Origin of the sequence: Mycobacterium sp. SMC-18, assembly GCF_045310895.1 — a bacterium.
Lineage (GTDB): Bacteria > Actinomycetota > Actinomycetes > Mycobacteriales > Mycobacteriaceae > Mycobacterium.
Genome location: NZ_JBJIAL010000001.1, coordinates 57809 through 75092, shown reverse-complemented (window position 1 = coordinate 75092; position 17284 = coordinate 57809). Strand labels below are relative to the sequence as shown.

The 17284-nt window shown below is 68.5% G+C and carries 18 protein-coding genes; 7 read left to right on the top strand and 11 right to left on the bottom strand.

Annotation, left to right across the window (positions count from 1 at the left end; translation table 11 throughout):
- The first annotated feature begins 2 nt into the window (after positions 1-2).
- The 5 genes from ACJH6J_RS00365 (at position 3) to ACJH6J_RS00345 (ending at position 5227) form a co-directional block, all read left to right on the top strand.
- A complete protein-coding gene (locus ACJH6J_RS00365; RefSeq protein ID WP_406803378.1) occupies positions 3-2540 on the top strand; it encodes a DEAD/DEAH box helicase in 2538 nt (845 codons plus the stop codon).
- A 26-nt stretch (positions 2541-2566) separates the two neighbouring features.
- On the top strand, positions 2567-3724 hold the full coding sequence (locus ACJH6J_RS00360; RefSeq protein WP_212811368.1) for an acyltransferase: 1158 nt from the start codon (positions 2567-2569) through the stop codon (positions 3722-3724).
- A 42-nt stretch (positions 3725-3766) separates the two neighbouring features.
- The gene (locus tag ACJH6J_RS00355) at positions 3767-4234 is read left to right on the top strand and encodes a hypothetical protein (RefSeq protein ID WP_212814804.1); all 468 of its coding nucleotides are present in this window, start codon (positions 3767-3769) and stop codon (positions 4232-4234) included.
- A gap of 64 nt (positions 4235-4298) precedes the next feature.
- Entirely contained in the window at positions 4299-4889 is a 591-nt protein-coding gene (locus tag ACJH6J_RS00350) for a hypothetical protein (RefSeq protein WP_244872535.1), read from the top strand.
- Positions 4890-4951: 62 nt separating this feature from the next.
- Complete coding sequence (locus ACJH6J_RS00345) at positions 4952-5227, top strand: hypothetical protein (RefSeq protein WP_174557662.1); 276 nt, start codon at positions 4952-4954, stop codon at positions 5225-5227.
- 9 nt (positions 5228-5236) lie between these two features.
- Here the strand turns inward: ACJH6J_RS00345 and ACJH6J_RS00340 are convergent, their stop codons facing one another.
- The 11 genes from ACJH6J_RS00340 to ACJH6J_RS00290 all read right to left on the bottom strand — a co-directional run bounded on the left by ACJH6J_RS00340 (position 5237) and on the right by ACJH6J_RS00290 (position 15927).
- Positions 5237-5920 (bottom strand): sensor domain-containing protein, encoded by a 684-nt coding sequence (locus ACJH6J_RS00340; RefSeq protein ID WP_212811369.1) that lies wholly within the window; start codon positions 5918-5920, stop codon positions 5237-5239.
- 196 nt (positions 5921-6116) lie between these two features.
- Positions 6117-6758 carry an FKBP-type peptidyl-prolyl cis-trans isomerase gene (locus ACJH6J_RS00335; protein WP_212811370.1) on the bottom strand — a complete coding sequence of 214 codons (642 nt, stop codon included), beginning with the start codon at positions 6756-6758 and terminating at the stop codon, positions 6117-6119.
- Positions 6759-6768: 10 nt separating this feature from the next.
- Entirely contained in the window at positions 6769-7383 is a 615-nt protein-coding gene (locus ACJH6J_RS00330; protein ID WP_212811371.1) for a bifunctional 2-polyprenyl-6-hydroxyphenol methylase/3-demethylubiquinol 3-O-methyltransferase UbiG, read from the bottom strand.
- A 25-nt stretch (positions 7384-7408) separates the two neighbouring features.
- Complete coding sequence (locus ACJH6J_RS00325; protein ID WP_244881363.1) at positions 7409-9310, bottom strand: transketolase; 1902 nt, start codon at positions 9308-9310, stop codon at positions 7409-7411.
- Between the two features lie 48 nt (positions 9311-9358).
- The gene (locus ACJH6J_RS00320; RefSeq protein WP_212811373.1) at positions 9359-9898 is read right to left on the bottom strand and encodes a cysteine hydrolase family protein; all 540 of its coding nucleotides are present in this window, start codon (positions 9896-9898) and stop codon (positions 9359-9361) included.
- A gap of 44 nt (positions 9899-9942) precedes the next feature.
- Complete coding sequence (locus ACJH6J_RS00315; protein WP_244872536.1) at positions 9943-10641, bottom strand: hypothetical protein; 699 nt, start codon at positions 10639-10641, stop codon at positions 9943-9945.
- Complete coding sequence (locus ACJH6J_RS00310) at positions 10638-12401, bottom strand: VWA domain-containing protein (protein WP_212811374.1); 1764 nt, start codon at positions 12399-12401, stop codon at positions 10638-10640. The genes ACJH6J_RS00315 and ACJH6J_RS00310 overlap by 4 nt, the downstream gene beginning before the upstream one ends.
- A complete protein-coding gene (locus ACJH6J_RS00305; RefSeq protein WP_212811375.1) occupies positions 12392-12868 on the bottom strand; it encodes a hypothetical protein in 477 nt (158 codons plus the stop codon). The genes ACJH6J_RS00310 and ACJH6J_RS00305 overlap by 10 nt, the downstream gene beginning before the upstream one ends.
- Positions 12858-13724 carry a DUF58 domain-containing protein gene (locus ACJH6J_RS00300; RefSeq protein WP_212811376.1) on the bottom strand — a complete coding sequence of 289 codons (867 nt, stop codon included), beginning with the start codon at positions 13722-13724 and terminating at the stop codon, positions 12858-12860. The genes ACJH6J_RS00305 and ACJH6J_RS00300 overlap by 11 nt, the downstream gene beginning before the upstream one ends.
- Before the next feature lie 7 nt (positions 13725-13731).
- Positions 13732-14733: a MoxR family ATPase gene (locus tag ACJH6J_RS00295; RefSeq protein WP_212811377.1), complete on the bottom strand. Its 1002-nt coding sequence runs from the start codon at positions 14731-14733 to the stop codon at positions 13732-13734.
- Between the two features lie 12 nt (positions 14734-14745).
- The gene (locus ACJH6J_RS00290; protein WP_212811378.1) at positions 14746-15927 is read right to left on the bottom strand and encodes a zinc-dependent alcohol dehydrogenase; all 1182 of its coding nucleotides are present in this window, start codon (positions 15925-15927) and stop codon (positions 14746-14748) included.
- Between the two features lie 112 nt (positions 15928-16039).
- On the opposite strand from ACJH6J_RS00290, the gene ACJH6J_RS00285 reads away from it, so the two are divergent.
- Positions 16040-16540 carry a flavin reductase family protein gene (locus ACJH6J_RS00285; protein WP_212811379.1) on the top strand — a complete coding sequence of 167 codons (501 nt, stop codon included), beginning with the start codon at positions 16040-16042 and terminating at the stop codon, positions 16538-16540.
- A gap of 1 nt (position 16541) precedes the next feature.
- Positions 16542-17282, top strand: a complete 741-nt coding sequence (locus tag ACJH6J_RS00280) for an SDR family oxidoreductase (RefSeq protein WP_406803377.1) — start codon at positions 16542-16544, stop codon at positions 17280-17282.
- Positions 17283-17284: the final 2 nt, after the last annotated feature.

The window sequence follows — 17284 nt, the reverse complement described above, 5'->3', positions numbered from 1 at the left end:
CGATGGCACCCCGCATATCCCTCCTGGACGACCCCGCCGACCTGTCCGCGCTGCGCGCGACGGGCGCTGACCCCGACGAACTGCTCGCGGCGTTCGCCGAGTGGGCCGAGGCGGCGGGGACGGCGCTGTACCCGGCGCAGGAGGAGGCGCTCATCGAGTTGGTCAGCGGCGCCAACGTCGTCCTGGCGACGCCGACCGGTTCCGGCAAGTCGCTGGTGGCCACGGGCGGGGTGTACTTCGCGCTCGCGGCGAACCGGCGCAGCTACTACACCGCGCCGATCAAGGCCTTGGTCAGCGAGAAGTTCTTCGCCCTGTGCGACGTGTTCGGCGCCGCGAACGTGGGCATGCTCACCGGCGACGCGGCGGTCAACGCCAGTGCGCCGATCATCGCGTGCACGGCCGAGATCCTTGCGAACATCGCGCTGCGGGAAGGCGCCGACGCGGACATCGGTCTGGTGGTGATGGACGAGTTCCATTTCTACGGCGACCCCGACCGCGGCTGGGCGTGGCAGGTGCCGCTGCTCGAATTGCCCAGGGCGCAGTTCCTGTTGATGTCGGCGACGCTCGGCGACGTGACCGTGTTGCGCGAGGACCTCACCCGGCGTACCGGCCGCCCGACCGCGCTGGTGGCCGGCGCCGAACGCCCGGTGCCGCTGTTCTACAGCTATGCGACGACCGCGATGCACGAGACCATCGCCGACCTGTTGCAGACCAAACAGTCACCGATCTACGTCGTCCATTTCACGCAGGCGGCGGCGCTGGAGCGGGCGCAGGCGCTGATGAGCGTCAACGTGAGTACCAAGGAGGAGAAGGCCGCCATCGCCGACCACATCGGCGGCTTCCGTTTCACGACGGCGTTCGGCTCGACGCTGTCGCGGCTGGTGCGCCACGGCATCGGTGTGCACCACGCCGGCATGCTGCCCAAGTACCGGCGGCTGGTGGAACAGCTCGCGCAGGCCGGGCTTTTGAAGGTCATCTGCGGCACCGACACGCTCGGTGTGGGCATCAACGTGCCGATCCGCACCGTCGTCTTCTCGGCGTTGTCGAAGTACGACGGCACCCGTACTCGGCTGCTCAATGCCCGCGAGTTCCACCAGATCGCCGGCCGTGCCGGGCGGGCCGGCTACGACACCGCGGGCACCGTCGTCGTGCAGGCGCCCGAGCACGAGGTCGAGAACCTCAAGCAGTTCGCCAAGGTCGCCGACGACCCGAAAAAGCGCCGAAAGCTGGTGCGCCGCAAGGCACCCGAGGGCATGGTCCCCTGGGGTGAGAACACCATGAAGCGCCTCGTCGAGGCGGAGCCGGAGGCGCTCACGAGCAACATGCGGGTGTCCACGGCGATGATCCTCGACGTCGTCGACCGTCCCGGTGATCCCTGCCTGGCCATGCGCCGGTTGCTCAGTGAGAACCATGAGCCGCGCAAGAGGCAGCTGCGACACATCCGCGAGGCGGTCGGCATCGCGCGTTCGCTGCTGCAGGCCGGGGTACTGGAACGCCTGGCCGAGCCGGAACTGGACGGGCGCCGGTACCGCCTCACGGTGGACCTGCCGCCGGATTTCGCGCTGAACCAGCCGTTGTCGACGTTCGCGCTCGCGGCCGTCGAGCTGCTCGACCCGGACTCGGAAACGTTTGCGCGCGATGTGGTTTCGGTGATCGAGGCGACGCTCGAGGACCCACGCCAAATCCTCGCGGCGCAGCTGAAGAAGGCCCGGGGTGAGGCCGTCGCGGCGATGAAGGCCGAAGGCATCGAGTACGACGAGCGCATCGAACTGCTCGACGACATCACTTACCCGCGTCCGCTCGATGAACTGCTGGCGCACTGTTTCGAGGTGTACTGCCGGAGCAACCCGTGGGCGGCCGACGGCCACCCGGCGCCGAAGTCCGTCGTGCGCGAGATGTGGGAACAGGGACTTACGTTCAAGGAGTACGTCAGTGCCTATGGCCTGACCCGCACCGAGGGCGCGGTGCTGCGCTACCTGTCGGATGCCGTCAAGGCGCTGCGCTCGGGAGTGCCGGCCGCCGCCCGGACCGATGAGCTCACCGACATCGTCGAATGGCTGGGTGAGCTTGTGCGCCAGGTCGATTCGAGCCTGCTCGACGAATGGGAACAGTTGACCAGCGCTGATCAGGTCGACGAGGTGGCGGTGATGGCGCCGGTGCGGCCACTGACCGGCAACGAGCGGGCATTCACCGCGATGGTCCGCAACGCGCTGTTCCGGCGCGTCGAGCTGTGGGCCCGCCGCCGCTGGGCGGAACTCGGGGACCTGGATTCCGGGTCGGGGTGGGCGGCGCAGCGCTGGGAAGCGGTGGGGGAGCAGTACTTCGCCGAGCACGACGACATCGGCACCGGGGCCGATGCGCGGGGACCCGCGATGCTGATCTTCGACCGGGCGCCCGACGTGTGGCGCGTCCGTCAGATCCTGGACGACCCGGCGCATGACCACGACTGGGGTATCGACGTGGAAGTCGACCTGGCCGCGTCCGACGCGGACGGCGCACCGGTCATCCGGGTCGTCGATGCGGGGCTTTTCGGTAGCTGAGTGCACTTCTCGGGCACACTGGGCGCATGACCACCCCGGCCCCCGAGCCCGTCAGCGGCACTCGCGGGTTCCTGCCTGCGGTCGAGGGCCTGCGGGCGGCCGCGGCACTGGGGGTCGTGCTCACGCACGTGGCGTTGCAGACGGGCTACACCGACGGTGTCGTCGGCCGGTTGCTGGCCCGCTTCGACCTGTCGGTGGCCGTGTTCTTCGCGTTGTCGGGCTTCCTGCTGTGGCGCCCGCACGCCGCCGCGGCGCACGGGCTGCGGGCCGAACCCGAGGTGGCGCCGTACTACCGCTCCCGGCTGGTCCGGATCATGCCGGCGTATCTGCTGACGGTGGTCGCGGTGCTGACCCTGTTGCCCGACGCGCACGGCGCGGACCGGGCGGTCTGGATCGCGAATCTGACCCTGACGCAGGTCTTCGTCCCCAAGACGCTGATCGCCGGGCTCACGCAGATGTGGAGCCTGTCGGTCGAGATGGCCTTCTATCTCGTGGTGCCCCTGTTGGCGCTCCTGGTCGCGAAACTGTCGCTGCGGCTGCGAATTCCGGTCATCACCGGAGTGGCGCTGCTGAGTTTCGGCTGGGGTTATCTGCCGATCCCGGCGTATCACGGCGCCAATCCGCTCAACTGGCTACCGGCCTACGCCTCGTGGTTCGCCGTGGGGATGTTGTTGGCGGAGTGGATGTTCCGGCCGTACGGCTGGGCGCACCGGTTGGCCCGGCAACGCTCGACCCTGATGGCGGTGGCGGTCGTCGCATTCGTGGTGGCGGCCTCACCGTTGGCGATGCCGGCCGGGCACCAGCACGCGACCCTCGGCCAGTTCATCGTGCGGACGGCACTGGGGGCGGTCATTGCCGGCGCGCTGCTGGCGCCGCTGGTCCTGGACACCCCGGACAGCCCGCACCGGGTGCTGGCCAGCGCCCCGATGGTGACGCTCGGCCGCTGGTCGTACGGTCTGTTTCTCTGGCACCTCGCCGCCCTCGACATGGTGCTCGCCATGATCGGGCAGACGACGTTCCCCGGTGCGCTGCCGGTCGTGATGGTCCTGACGACGACGTTCGGCTTCGCGGTGGCCGCGGTGAGTTACGCGCTGCTGGAGGAGCCGTGCCGGGTGGCGCTGCGGCGCTGGGAAGCGCGGCGACGGGCCGCGATGGCCGATCTCGACTTGCCGACCGCGACATAGAGTTGCAGGGTGCGATTCACGCGTCAGGGGCCGCTGGACCGGATGAACGCCGCGGTGGCAGAGCTCGAGTTGCCGGACGCGGTGTACAAGACGTGCCCTTGGCAGCCACGGGATCTCGTGACGGAGGGCCTGCGGCAGTGGTTGCGGTGTTGCGGGGTGGCCATGCGCGACGGTCAGGTGATCGGCATGCCGTCGCACGCCGTCGACGAGGCCTGGCACGGGCTGATCCTCTGTACCGCAAGGTATTCGGCCTTCTGTGACACGGCCTACGGCCGGTTCCTGCACCATCATCCCGAAGGCGGGGCGCCCGCCGGCGCCGTGTCGGAGCCGATGCACGAGCAACTCCGGCGGACGGTCATCGCGTGGGAAAAAGTCGCCGGACCGGATGAGGACTGTGTGCTGTGGGACCTCGACGAACGCGTCGGGGTCGACAAACCGTGGGGGATCGCTGCGGCGCGGGTCGCGGAAATCAGGTCGGCGTACCGGGCTTTTCAGGCCCGAACGAGATGACGGAGGCCGGTACACGCGATAGCCTGACCCGTTACGGACGCCGGTTGAAAGGACGGACGAGCATTTGAAGACCGAGCGACAGCGTTTCCACGCGCCGGTGATAGTCGGCGGTGTGCTGCTGGCCGGTGCGCTCGCGGCGGCCGGTCCGGCTGCGGCGGACCCGGCCACACCGACGACACCCGCACCCGGCCAGCCCGTCGTGGAGCCTGCGAGCGGTCCCAGCGGCCCGGTGGCCGCGCCTCCGATCGGCGCTCCGACGGTCCCCGAGATCGAGAACCCGCAGTACGGCGCCGGTAGTACGCCGGGTCAGCTCGGCTATCTCCGGGACATCTGGCACACGTTCCACAGCGGCAACCCGATCGAGGCGCTCACCATGCCGCCCGAGGAGGCACCCGGACCACCGCCCGGTGCGGGGCCGGCGCCCAAGCTGCCACCAGGGTTCATTTCACTGACCGATCCGGCGTCGTCGAACCCGATCGTCGACACCGGGCCCAAGACCGGTGGACCGGCGCTGCCTCCGGGCTACTACCCGCTGAACGGCCCACCGCCGCCCGGGTACTACGACGCCCCGGGTGCGGCGCCGGCCACGCCGGCGCCGGGTGGTCCCGGCGCGCCGCCGCCGGCTGCCGGATTCGCGCCGACCCCATCGCACTGACTCGACGGCGTAATGTGATTACATACGCTAAGTAATCGCAGTCTACGCAGGGGAGCGTGTGCATGACCTCGATCAAGAAGACCTTGTCCGCCGCCGCCGTCGCGGGTTCGCTCGCCGCGGCCGCGCTCGGCTTCGGTATGCCGCTGGCTGCTGCGCAGCCGCCGCCACCGGCGCCCGGGCTGGGCGAGGAGGTTCCGCCGTGGGCCCCGAAGAAGCCGGCTGAGGTGTGGGACGGTCAGCCCGTCGTGTGGACCTCGGCCTGGGGCGGCCGGTGGGGCGTCTGGATCAACGACGGGTTCATCCCGCTGACGTCGAACCCGGTCACCAACGGCGGGTAACCACCGCGGTCACCATCGTGCCGCGACGTTGGTGCCGATCTGGGTGGCGATCTGGACCGCCGTGTCCGCCGGATTGGGACTGCACGTGTTGATGTCGATGATGACGTTGTTCTTGTGTGCCAAGGCGCGGCCGCATGCCCATCCGGGTGCGGCCGCGTCTTGTTCTGTCGCGACGACGCTGAGGGTGTCGTGCGCGTTGGTGATCGGCCCGACCGACCACTGCGACTGACTCTGCGTGTGCGTGTACTGCTTGCACGCCGGCCATAGCTGCGCTTGCGTGTTGAAGAACTCCTGCGCCTTGTCCTGCGTCGGAAACAGGACGACAGCCTGCTTGAGGTAGTGGGTGAACTTGTCCCCGTCGTTCATGCTCTGCTCGCGCTCGGCCCAGAAGCCGCTGCCCGCGTACACCGCGGCTTCCGCGGCGCCGTCGATGACGAGGCACTCCGGCGGTGCCATCGTGGCGCTGTTGTCCGACATCGTGGACTGAGCGCTGAGCACCGTCATGGCGGCCGACCCCATGGTCGCGTTGACCTGGTCGGGGTTGAGCAGCAGACCGTCCAGTTCGCGTTCGACGAGGGGCCGGGCCACCATCGGCGGCGTGGTCACCGGCACGGGTGTACCGGCGGTGCTACCACATCCGGCGGTCAGAACCGCGACCATGACGACGGTGACGGTGCCGACAGAGCTGCGCATATATCCTCCCGTCGCGGCAGCGGCGACCTACTGACATGCTGCGCTGTCGTGCTGCGCTGTCCTCCCCAGCGCGGCACTCCAACACTTCTATTGTGGCGTCAGTTGAGGTCGGGGCCACCTTTGCTCGACGGTGTTTCGCGGTAACGATGAACCAAGTTCTTGATAACAGGTTCGCCGCACCGCCGCAGCATGACGGTCAGTTCGACACGTCGAGGATCTTGATCGCGAAGACCAGCGAGTCACCCTTCTCGATGCCCGCGCTCGGCTGGCCGTCGGGGTAGCCGTCGGCCGACGTCATCGCGACGGCGACGGTGGAGCCGACCTTCTGTCCGGCGATGGCCTTCTGGAAACCGGGCACGACGCGCAGGAGGGAGAAGGTGGCCGGGGCGCCGCGGTCGTAGGCGCTGTCGAACTTCGATCCGTCACGCCCGTTGAAGCCCGCGTAGCAGACCGAGACCGTCGCGGTTTCGGGGACGACGGGTCCGGTGCCGGCCTTGAGTGTCTGCACCTGGGTCTGGTTCACGCTGAACGGGCCCTTGACGGTGACGACCGGAGCCGCGGTATCGGTGGATCCGGTGACGGCGACGCTGCCGGTGGCGCCGCTCAGGGTCCACTCGGGTGCGCCGCCCTGTCCTTCTGCCGTCGGGCAGGTGCGGGCAGCGGCGGTCGAGGAGTTGTCGAGGGCGGTCGCCGCGCTCGGGGTCGTGGTCACCAACGGCGCCTGCGTCGTGGTCGCCGCCGGTGGCTTCTCGTCCGAGCCACACGCGGTGAGGGCGACGGCGAGGGAGGCGGCGCAGGCGGTCAGGGCAACGGAGGAAGACACGCGAGAGAGGTTCACCGGTGTCACGCTACCCGGGCGGGATCGGGATGAGGACTGCGACCAGGAAGTCGGATTTGTCGGTGAACACCCGCAGATCCCAGGTGGAGAGCAGCAGATCCGGGGTGAGGCCGGCTCGGCTGGCGTCCTGGAAGAACTGATTGAATTCGTAATCGCGGCCGGCGCCGAACCCGATCACCACACGGCCGTTGTCGGCGAGGTGGGCGCGGAGCCGGGAGAGCACCTGCACGCGGGTGCTCGGGGCGACGAACGTCATCACGTTGCCGGCCGACACGATCAGGTCGAAGGGCTCCGGTATGCCGCGGGCCGGCAGGTCGAGTTCGGCGAGGTCGCCCACCAGCCAGCGCGGTCCGGGGTGATCCTCTTCGGCGGCCGCGATGAGAGCGGGGTCGACGTCCACCCCGACCACCTCGTGCCCGGCCGCGGCGAGGTAGCCGCCGATCCGGCCGGGGCCGCAGCCGGCGTCGAGGATTCGCGAGCCGCGGGCAGCCATCGCGTCGATCAGGCGGGCTTCGCCGACGAGATCCTCACCGGCGCGGGCGAGCGCCCGGAACCGTTCGATGTACCACTGCGAGTGGCCGGGATCGGCTTCGACTTTCTGCATCCACAGGCTCTGCTCGACCATGCGTCCATTGTCGCAAGCCCGAACTTCAGCGCGGCGTGCTGTCGACAACGCTCTTGGCGATCAACGTCGTCGCGGCTTCCCGGATGCGGTCCGCGTCGATGCCCGCCCAGGCGAGCAGTTCGCGTGTCGTGCCGGAACCGGGCATGCCGCGGACGGCCAGATGCGCGAGGCGGATATCGGCAAGATCGTGAGCGACGAGCGCATCGAGAACCGCCGACGCGAGACCGCCCTCGGGGTGGTGGTCCTCGGCGACGACGACGCGGCCACCGGTGGCGGCGACGGCCGCGGCGACGGTGGCGGCGTCGAGCGGTTTGATCGAGTAACAGTCGATGACCCGGGCGGTGATGCCTTTCCCGGCGAGTTCGTTTGCGGCGCTGAGGCATTCGTGCACCGTCACGCCGGCGCCGATCAAGGTGACGTCATCGTGATCGGATACGCGCAGGAGCTTGGCGCCGCCCACCGGAAACTCCTCGGTGGCGTCGTAGAGCACCGGGTAGGCGCCGCGCGTGGTGCGCAGGTAACTGATTCCCGGCGTCTCGGCCATCGACTGCACCAGTGCCACGGTGCTGGTGGCGTCACTCGGGTACAGCACGACGGCGTCGTGGACGGCGCGCATCATCGCCATATCTTCGAGTGCCATCTGCGATGGGCCGTCCGCGCCGATTTCGACGCCGGCATGGGAGCCGACAAGTTTCACATTCGCGTTCGAGATCGCGCCCATACGGATGAAGTCGTAGGCGCGCGTCAGGAACGCGGCGAACGTGGAGGCGAACGGGATGTATCCGCGGACGCTCAGGCCCGTCGCCGCGGCCACGAGCTGCTGTTCGGCGATGAACATCTCGAAGTAGCGGTCGGGGAATGCCCGCGCGAATTCGCCTGCGTGGGTGGAATTTCCGACCTCGCCGTCGAGTGCGACCACGTGCCGGTTGCGACTGCCGACCGACACCAGCGCGTCGCCGTAGGCCTTTCGCGTGGCGATGTCCGCACCGAGTTCGTAGGTGGGGAGGTCGACGGGCTCGGCCGCCTGCCATTCCTCTGCCGGAGCGGGCGTCGGTGGCTCGAGGCTGCGCACGATCAGTCTGCGCCGGCCACCGAGTTCGGCGATAGCCCGTTCGGCCATGTCGTCGGGCAACGGTTTGCCGTGCCAGTCCGGGCTGTCCTCCACCTCCGAGAACCCTTTGCCCTTGATGGTTTTGGCGATGATCACCGTCGGGCGGTCCACTGCTTCCGCAGTACCGACGCCGGCCATGGCTTCATCGATCGCGTTGAGGTCGTGGCCGTCGATGACGACCGTCCGGGCGCCGAAAGCCTGACAGCGCCGCTCGTAGGCCGCGACGTTCCAACCGAGGTCTGTCGGGCCCCGCTGTCCCAGCCTGTTCACATCGATGAGGGCGACCAGGTTGTCCAGCTTGTAGTAGGACGCTTTGTCGAGCGCTTCCCACATGGAGCCTTCGGCCATCTCGCTGTCACCGCACAGCACCCACACCCGGTACGGAAGGCCGTCGAGGTACTTCCCGGCCAGCGCGAGTCCGACGCCGTCGGGCAGTCCCTGGCCGAGCGAGCCTGTCGCGACGTCCACCCACGGCAGTACCGGTGTGGGGTGACCTTGCAGGCGCTGCCCGAACCTGCGGTAGCCGTCGACCAGTTCTTCGTCGGTGATCGCGCCGACGGCCGCGAAGGCCGAATACAACAGCGGTGACGCGTGGCCCTTCGAGAAGATGAGATGGTCGTTGGTGACGGCGGCCGGATCGCGCCAGTCATAGCGCAGGTGACGGGTGATCAGCACGGCGACGAGATCCGCGGCTGACATGCTCGACGTGGGGTGACCGGATCCGGCACTGGTGCTGGACCGGATCGAATCCACGCGCAGACGCGCCGCAACTTCGGCCACGGTGTCCATGGGGGTTATCGGTGGTGTCGTGTTCACACAGGGCGCATACCCGGTGTCACGGTCGGTACACGCGCGCCCGACGCGTCAGGGCAGACACCGCGTGGATTCGATGATCTCGGCGCCCATGTTGCGCCGCATCATCTTCAGCGCCGCGTCACCGAGTTGCGGGTCGATGTGCGCGACCGCGTCGGGTGGGACGATGACGTCGTAGTGCCGCAGGTACCCGTCGAGGGCGCTGTAGAGAATGCACTGTTCGGTGACCTGACCCGTCAGGATCAGCCTGGTGACGCCACGCTGCCGCAGCAGGTAGTCGAGGGCGGTGGCGTAGAAGACGCTGTGCCGCACCTTGGTCAGAAAGGTGCTGCCCTGTGCCGGCACCAGCGGCTTGACGAGCTCGGGATGGCTCCCGGACAACGCGACGTCGACGATGCCTTCGCCGCCGACGCTGAAATCTTCATGGTTGTCGTTGACGTACAGGACGTCCACACCCGGGTGTGATCGGGCCGCCGTCAGCAGCCGGTGCAACGGATCGAGAATCTCGGCGACATTCGCCGCAAGTTCCTCACCGTCTTCGTGCCGGTAGTCGTTGAACATGTCGATGATCAACAGAGCGGTGTCACTCATCGATGGTGCATACCCAGACGTCACCGCGGGCACACCTGCCGAAGTCACCGTGCCGCGTCGCGCAGGATCTGTTGCAGCCCTTGCATCGGGTCGGCGCCGTCCGGCGGGGGCAGCGGTGGCGGAAGGGTCGACGTGGCATCCCCGGCCGCGGGCGGCGGCGCCGGGGGCGGTGCTGCCGGAGGGGGTGGGGGCGGCGCGGCCGGCGGCGGGCCGGCCTCGGCGAGCTTGGCGTCCAGCCGGGGCAGGGCCTCTGCGCGGATCCGGCGCCGCTGCGCATCGGGGTCGGCGTTGCCCGCGAAACAGTCGGCGGGCGCGTGCGTGACCACATCCCTGGCGGCGGTGTACTGCCGGACGGCCGCGTCGCGGTCGCCCGCTGCGGCAGCTTGATCGCCGAGGGTTTCGCGGATCAGCTCGAGGTTGACCCGGACCGGGCACGACCGGTCGGCCGGGGTCTGCGCCAGGGCGCGGCCGAATTCGCGGTCGGCATCGCCGAGCCGGTGCTGCAGTACCGCGAGGCTTCCGCCGGCGTACGACGTCCGGCCCGGTTCGATCACGTTGAACTGGCGCAGGATTGCGACGTCGTCGGACAGCGCGGCGGTGTCCCGGTTCGCATAGTCGGTGACCGCCGAGTCGCCGACGACAGCGACAGTTGCCAGCTTCGCGGCGAGGATCAGCACCGCGGCGACGACGGGCGCCGAGCCCAGGAGCAGTCGGCGACGCAGCTTTCGTCGGTCGGTGTTCACAGTCGTACCCGGTCCAGTCGGGTGCGGGCCGCTTCCCGCAACGTCAGGAACAGTTCGATGAGAAGCAGCATGGCGGCGAGCCCTGAGAGCGCCCAGTAGAGTTCCGTTCCACTGTGACCCGAGCCGATGGGCGATTGGACGGGGCGGGCGACGTCGGTGAGCGCCTCGGGCGGCAGCCCGGCCGCGGGCCGCGGCACATACGGCACCCCGATCTGCTCGGCAACGGCCCGTAGCGAGGGGACCGCGTCGTCGCCGTAACCGATCACGGCCCCGCCGGCGACCACACCTTCCGGTAGATCGAATTCCCTTTGCGGAGTGGCGGATTCCGGTGTCCCCGCGCCGAGGTAATACACGAGGTTCTTGGCGTCCGGGTATTGCTGGGCTGCGCTGAGCAGCTGGTAGCGCAGCACCGTACTTGCCGCGCCGGCGTCGGTATGTGCCGGTTCCGATGTGGGGTAGGTGACGGGAGCCGTCGCGACCGGCTTCAGACTCCACGCGTCGGCCGAGAGCGGCCATTCCACTGCTGGGCCGGACGCGAATCCGACGACGGCGAACCGCGCGGTCGGATAGCGGTCGATCAGTTGCGCGATGTCGGCACTCGCCTCGGCCGCGCGTGAGCGGCCGTCGGGTCCCGGTGCCGCCATGTCCGCCGAGCGGTCGACGACCAGGAAGACACTCGGCTCGAGCGCGCCTGCGGTCTGGGGCGGCGGGGGTGTCGCCCCGATCGCCGGGCGCGTGCCGGCGGCGATCAACAGCACCACGGTCAGGCCGAATCCGGCCCAGCGCCACGTCCGCCAGCCGGCGTGTTCGGTGCTTCGCCGTCGCCACCATGCGGCACCGCAGGCGGCGAGCAGGGCGACCACGAGTGCGATGTCCGGAGTCTCTGTCGGTGTGGCGGCGACGTTCGTCCGATCGGCCGGGGGCGGATGGCGGGTGATGTCGCGCAACGACGCACCGATATCAGTGGCAGGGTGCGACCTGCCGCCGGTGTCGTGCACGAGGCCGGAAACGGTGCCCCCATCGGCGCCGACGATGAGTGCGTTCACCTGGATCTTGCTGGTGGCAGCCAGGTCTCGAAGCGCGGTGCCGTCGAACAGCCGGCCGGCCTCTCCGCTCGAAGCGTCTGGCCCGACGTAGATGAGTGACCTGCGCGTCGCCGTGCCCTTGGCGGCCGGCGGGAACCCGGTCATGCACAGCGCGAGGAGGTCTTCGATGTTCGGGGTGTAGCCGGTGTAGCGGACGGGCGCGACGAACGGTCTGGCGTCGCTGCGCTTGATCTGCCGACCATAGGCGGTGAGCTCCGCGGCCACGTACTGGTAGTCCCGGGTCAACGGGACGACACGGCGATTGGCAGACGTCAGCCCGATCCGCTCGGTGCGGTACTCCCGGGCCGCATCGGCGAAGAACTGCAGCGTCGCGTTGACGGGGGAATCGGAGACCGGGGCGCCGACGCAGATCATGATGTCCTGCGGCGCAGCGGCTTCGGACCGGCGATCGAGCGTGGGCAGTCCCGTGGGTCGTGCCGTGGCCACGACGGCGGCACCGAAACCCACCACGAGGAGCACGACGGCGGACCACACCGAGATCGTGTTCCGGCGTTGTGCCCGGCGGTATTCGGGCAGCCGTGTCAGGCGGCCGGTGTTGGCGAGCGGTCTGAGATCGCCGGGACGCTGGCGGTGTGGCCAGAGCACGGCCACCGCCACGCACGCCGCCAGCGCGACGCACCCGATGATCGCCGCAATCCGCCAGGTCAGCTCCATCGCCTGACCAGCCCTTCGGCGGTCGCGCAGGCATCGTCGACATCGACGTCCGATCGCGGATTGAATTGCACGTCGACGAGTTCGGACAGCAGCGGTGCGGCGGCGCCGGCCGGGCCGGCTGCGATGGCGCCGACGTGCATGTACTGCACGCGGAGCCCGGTCGCGGCGTGCAGGAACCGGCGGACTTCTCGGCTCAGCGCCGCCCCGGCAGCCGGCGCCGAGAGGTCGCCCGATCGATGGCGCCTGGCGATGCCGCGAATGTCCCGGATCGCGCGCAGCTTGATCATCTCGTCCCGCACGACTCGGATCAACCGCACGTCGCCGATCCGGCGGGACGCTGACATCGCCGTGAAAAGCCAGGCATACCAGGCGATTACACAGACGATCAGCGCAGCCGAAAACCACGGCCACCACCCGGAATAGGGCTCGGGGCCGATTACGTGGCGCAGCAGATCGTCATCTGGCACGTGCGTAGACCCCCGTCATCGCCGTCAGGGCGGGTTTGATCTGGGTGCTCGCGCCGATTCGCGCATGCGGTACGCCGGACAGGGTCAGGAAATCCGAAAGCTTCTGGCGCCGTTCGTCTTCCGATCGCCGGTAGGCTTCGGTGACGGCGCGGTCGAGTGCGGACGGCGGTAGCAGGAACTGTCCATCGGCGGCGTCGTAGCTGCGGCCGGTTCCGGATCCCACCGGCGGCATGTCGGTCACCAGCGCCCACAGGACGTCGTGCCGGGCGGTCAGTGAGCGCAGCACGTTCTGCAACGCGTCACTGATCTCGGGTTCGTCGGACACGATGAAGACCAGGAGCCGGTGGCGGTAATGCGTGGCCAGCCATTGCAGTTGGACCAGCAGATCGCTGCGGGCGGGGGATTCGCCGGCGAGCTGCAGGTAGTGGTGCAGCATGCGCTCGATATGCGTCTCGCCACGCCGCAGGCGGGTGTCGATACAACCACGGCGGTCTCCCGCCACCAGGCCTATCTCGTCGGAGCGGCGCAGCGTCATGAGTCCGATCGCGCCGATGACGTGCATGATGATGTCCTTCTTGAGCTCTCCCGACGGCGCGAGCGCCGACACGTTTCGGCCGGCGTCGGCGACCACCACGATCTTGTGGTGCTTCTCGGACACGAACTGCTTGATGAGGGTGTGGCCGGACCGGGAACTCGCCTTCCAATCGATGTCCCGGACGTCGTCGCCTGGGACGTAGGGGCGTAGTTCGTCGAACTCGAGGCTCCGGGTGTGGATCAGCGCGTAGCGGCCGCCTTCCAGGAGGCTGCCCGGGTCACGGCCGATGTGGATTTTCGCGGCGTCGAGGTGTTTCCCCATGGCGGCCTCACGGCACCGGGACCGTCTGCAGTACCGCGTCGACCACTGCGTCAGGCGTGATCCGCGCGCTCGCGGCCTCGAAACCGAGGATCAGCCGATGCCGCAGCACGCGGTGTGCGAGCATCGAAATATCCTCGGGCACAACGTGTCCGCGGTCGTGGATGACGGCGAGCGCGCGTGCGGCGCGGCAGAAGGCGATGGTTGCGCGGGGGCTCGCGCCGTATTCGACGAGTCGGGCGAGGTGCGACGGTAGGTGTTGGGCGGGGCTGCGCGTGACGTCGACCAGTCGGCTCGCGTACGCGACGAGCGCGCGATCGAGGTGGACCGAGCGGACGATCTCCTGCACCCGCCGGACGTCGTCGAGCGAGACCACGGGGGCCGGATGACGGGCGCGGTCGTACCGCCCGGCGTCCATGCGGTCGATGATCTCGATCTCGTCCGTGATCGACGGATATTGCACGAGCTCTTTGAGCATGAAGCGGTCGGTCTGGGCCTCCGACAGGGGATAGGTGCCTTCCTGGTCGACGGGGTTCTGGGTGGCGATGACGAGAAACGGCTCGGGTATCGGGTATTCGACGCCGGCGATCGTGGTCTGACGTTCCTCCATCGCTTCGAGCATGGCGCTCTGCGTCTTGGCGCTCGAGCGGTTGACCTCGTCGAGCAACACGATGTTGGCGTGCACCGGGCCCAGTTGGGTGGTGAACGTGTTGGTGTCGGCCTCGAAGATCTGCGTGCCGATGATGTCGCTGGGCAACAGGTCCGGCGTGCACTGGATGCGGCGGAAGCTGCCACCGACAGACGCGGCAAGAACGCGCGCCGCGGTGGTCTTGGCGAGACCGGGAACGCTCTCGATCAGCAGGTGACCGCCACCGAGCAGTGAGACGAGCATCGTCTCACGCAGGTGCTCCTGGCCCACGACCTGATGGGAGAACGCCGACGCCACGGCGCCGACGATGGCTCTCGCCTCGGCGATGGCGCCCTGGTCGGGTTGCATTCGGGGTAGTGTCATCGGTCCTTCCGCTCACGGCTTGAGCATCACCTTCACGGCACCGTCCGTTTTCTTCTGGAAGATGTCGTAGGCATGTGGTGCATCATCAAGGGGCAGAACGTGACTGGCGAAGGTGTCGACGCCCAGCGGATCGTCGTCGCCGAGCAGCGGCAGGATGTCGTCGACCCATCTCTTGACGTTGGCCTGGCCCATGCGTAGCTGGATCTGCTTGTCGAACAGCGTCATCATCGGCAGCGGGTCCGACATGCCGCCGTACACGCCGATCAACGAGATGGTCCCGCCGCGGCGGACGATGTCGATGGCCGAGTAGAGCGCATGAAGTCGATCGACCCCGAAGTTCTGCATCATCGGCTTGGCCACCATGTCGGGCAGCGTCGCCGTCATGCGCTGAAGTGCCTGGGCCACAGGCGATCCGTGGGCCTCCATGCCCACCGCATCGATCACCGAGTCGGTGCCGCGGCCGTCGGTCAGCGCCCGGATGGTGTCGCCGATGCTGCCGTCGACGGTGTCGAGGTCGACGGTGTGGATACCGCGCACCGATGCCCGCGCCAACCGTTCGGGAACCCGGTCGACGGCGATCACCCGATAGCCGAGATGCTCGGCGATGCGCGCACACATGTCGCCGATCGGCCCCAGCCCGAGCACCGTGACGCTCCCGCCGTCGGGAATGTCGGCGTAGGCGACAGCCTGCCACGCCGTGGGCAGCACGTCCGACAGGTAGACGAATCGCGAATCCGGCGGTCCCTCAGGCACTTTGATGTGGGTGAACTGGGCCTGCGGCACTCGGAGGTATTCGGCTTGGCCGCCCGGTATCTGCCCGTACAGTTCCGAATAGCCGAACAGCGCGGCACCTTTGCCGTGGTCGCGAACCTGCGTGGTCTCGCACTGGGTGTAGAGCTGCCGGCCGCACATGTAGCAGTGCCCGCAGGAAATCTGGAACGGCACGACGACCCGGTCACCGACCGCCAACCCGTCGACGTCGCTGCCGACCTCGCGAACGATGCCCATGGGTTCGTGCCCGAGAATGTCACCCTCGTGCATGAACGCCCCGAGCACCTCGTACAGGTGCAGATCCGATCCGCAGATGTTGGTCGAGGTGACTTCGATGATGGCGTCGGTGGGCGCTTCGATCTCCGGGTCGGGCACGGTGTCGACTCGGACGTCTCGTCGGCCATGCCAGGTAACTGCCTTCACGCAGGACTCCCATCTCCGGTATCGACCATCGACGGCACCCGTTGACGGTTTGCAAGAATGAGCAGTGGCTACCCCAACTCCGGTATCCCAAAACCCGAGGCCAGGACCGGTGATGAAACCAGAGACCGCATTTGATGATTTCGTCGACCTGCTCGACTACCCGATGTTCGTGGTCACGGTGCAGGCCGACGGTCAGACCGCCGGATGCCTGGTGGGCTTCGCCACGCAGGCCAGCATCGACCCGCCGAGGTTCCTCGTCGGGCTGTCCACGGCGAATCACACGACCTCGATCGCGCGGACGGCCACTCACCTTGCGGTGCACCTGCTGCCGCGCGACGAGTTGAAGCTGGCCGAGCTGTTCGGCGGTGAGACCGGCGATGCCGTCGACAAATTCGAGCGCTGCGCCTGGCATGTCGGGCCGGAAGGCTCTGCGGTCCTCGATTCCGCGCTGGCCTGGTTCGTCGGCGAGATCATCGCGAGATTCGACATGGGCGACCACGTGGGCCATCTGCTGGCACCTGTCGCGGGCGGTGATTCCGGCACCGGGGGCAAGCCGGTGTTCTTCGACGATGTGAAGGATCTCAGCCCGGGCACGGCGCGTAGACAGGGCTGAGATGACCGGTATCGCAGGCAAAGTCGTCGCCATCACGGGCGCCAGCAGTGGCATTGGCGAAGCAACAGCCCGGCTGCTCGCCGAACGGGGCGCGGTGGTGGTTCTCGGCGCCCGCCGGGGTGCCCGGCTCGACGAGTTGGGCGGTGCGATCCGCGCCGCCGGCGGGCAGGTCGTCACGTGCCCGACCGATGTGACACACCGGGCCGACGTCGACGCACTGGTGGCCGCCGCGGTGGACGCGTTCGGTCGGCTGGATGTGCTGGTGAGTAATGCCGGGATCGGCAAGATCGGTCCGGTCGCCGACCTGGACACCGACGGCTGGTCGCAGATGATCGACGTCAACCTGCGCGGCGTGCTCCACGGCATCGCCGCGGCGCTACCGGTGTTCCGGCGACAGGGTGCCGGGCACTTCATCACGACGGTGTCCACGGCAGGGCTGAAAATCGTTCCGGGGCAGGCGGTTTACGCGGCCGCGAAGAACGCGGTGCGAACCCTGATGGAAGGTCTGCGGCAGGAGTCGACGGACGGCGTCGTACGAACGACGTCGATATCGCCGGGCTTCGTCCGCACCGAGCTCGACGCCGCGATCGACGACCCGGCCCTTCGCAACCAGATCCGTCGCAACATGGATGACTTCGGGCTGCCGCCGGAGGCGGTCGCCCGCGCGATCGCCTTCGCCATGGAGCAGCCGCACGACGTCGAGATCGGGGACATCACCATCCGCCCGACTGTGCAGGGTTAGTC

What these genes read in the sequence shown, in the direction of transcription:
- ACJH6J_RS00365 (WP_406803378.1), top strand. Translation starts at nt 3, where the DNA reads ATGGCACCCCGCATATCCCTCCTGGACGACCCCGCCGACCTGTCCGCG.
- ACJH6J_RS00360 (WP_212811368.1), top strand. Translation starts at nt 2,567, where the DNA reads ATGACCACCCCGGCCCCCGAGCCCGTCAGCGGCACTCGCGGGTTCCTG.
- ACJH6J_RS00355 (WP_212814804.1), top strand. Translation starts at nt 3,767, where the DNA reads ATGAACGCCGCGGTGGCAGAGCTCGAGTTGCCGGACGCGGTGTACAAG.
- ACJH6J_RS00345 (WP_174557662.1), top strand. Translation starts at nt 4,952, where the DNA reads ATGACCTCGATCAAGAAGACCTTGTCCGCCGCCGCCGTCGCGGGTTCG.
- ACJH6J_RS00340 (WP_212811369.1), bottom strand. Translation starts at nt 5,920, where the DNA reads ATGCGCAGCTCTGTCGGCACCGTCACCGTCGTCATGGTCGCGGTTCTG.
- ACJH6J_RS00330 (WP_212811371.1), bottom strand. Translation starts at nt 7,383, where the DNA reads ATGGTCGAGCAGAGCCTGTGGATGCAGAAAGTCGAAGCCGATCCCGGC.
- ACJH6J_RS00320 (WP_212811373.1), bottom strand. Translation starts at nt 9,898, where the DNA reads ATGAGTGACACCGCTCTGTTGATCATCGACATGTTCAACGACTACCGG.
- ACJH6J_RS00310 (WP_212811374.1), bottom strand. Translation starts at nt 12,401, where the DNA reads ATGGAGCTGACCTGGCGGATTGCGGCGATCATCGGGTGCGTCGCGCTG.
- ACJH6J_RS00300 (WP_212811376.1), bottom strand. Translation starts at nt 13,724, where the DNA reads ATGGGGAAACACCTCGACGCCGCGAAAATCCACATCGGCCGTGACCCG.
- ACJH6J_RS00295 (WP_212811377.1), bottom strand. Translation starts at nt 14,733, where the DNA reads ATGACACTACCCCGAATGCAACCCGACCAGGGCGCCATCGCCGAGGCG.
- ACJH6J_RS00285 (WP_212811379.1), top strand. Translation starts at nt 16,040, where the DNA reads ATGAAACCAGAGACCGCATTTGATGATTTCGTCGACCTGCTCGACTAC.
- ACJH6J_RS00280 (WP_406803377.1), top strand. Translation starts at nt 16,542, where the DNA reads ATGACCGGTATCGCAGGCAAAGTCGTCGCCATCACGGGCGCCAGCAGT.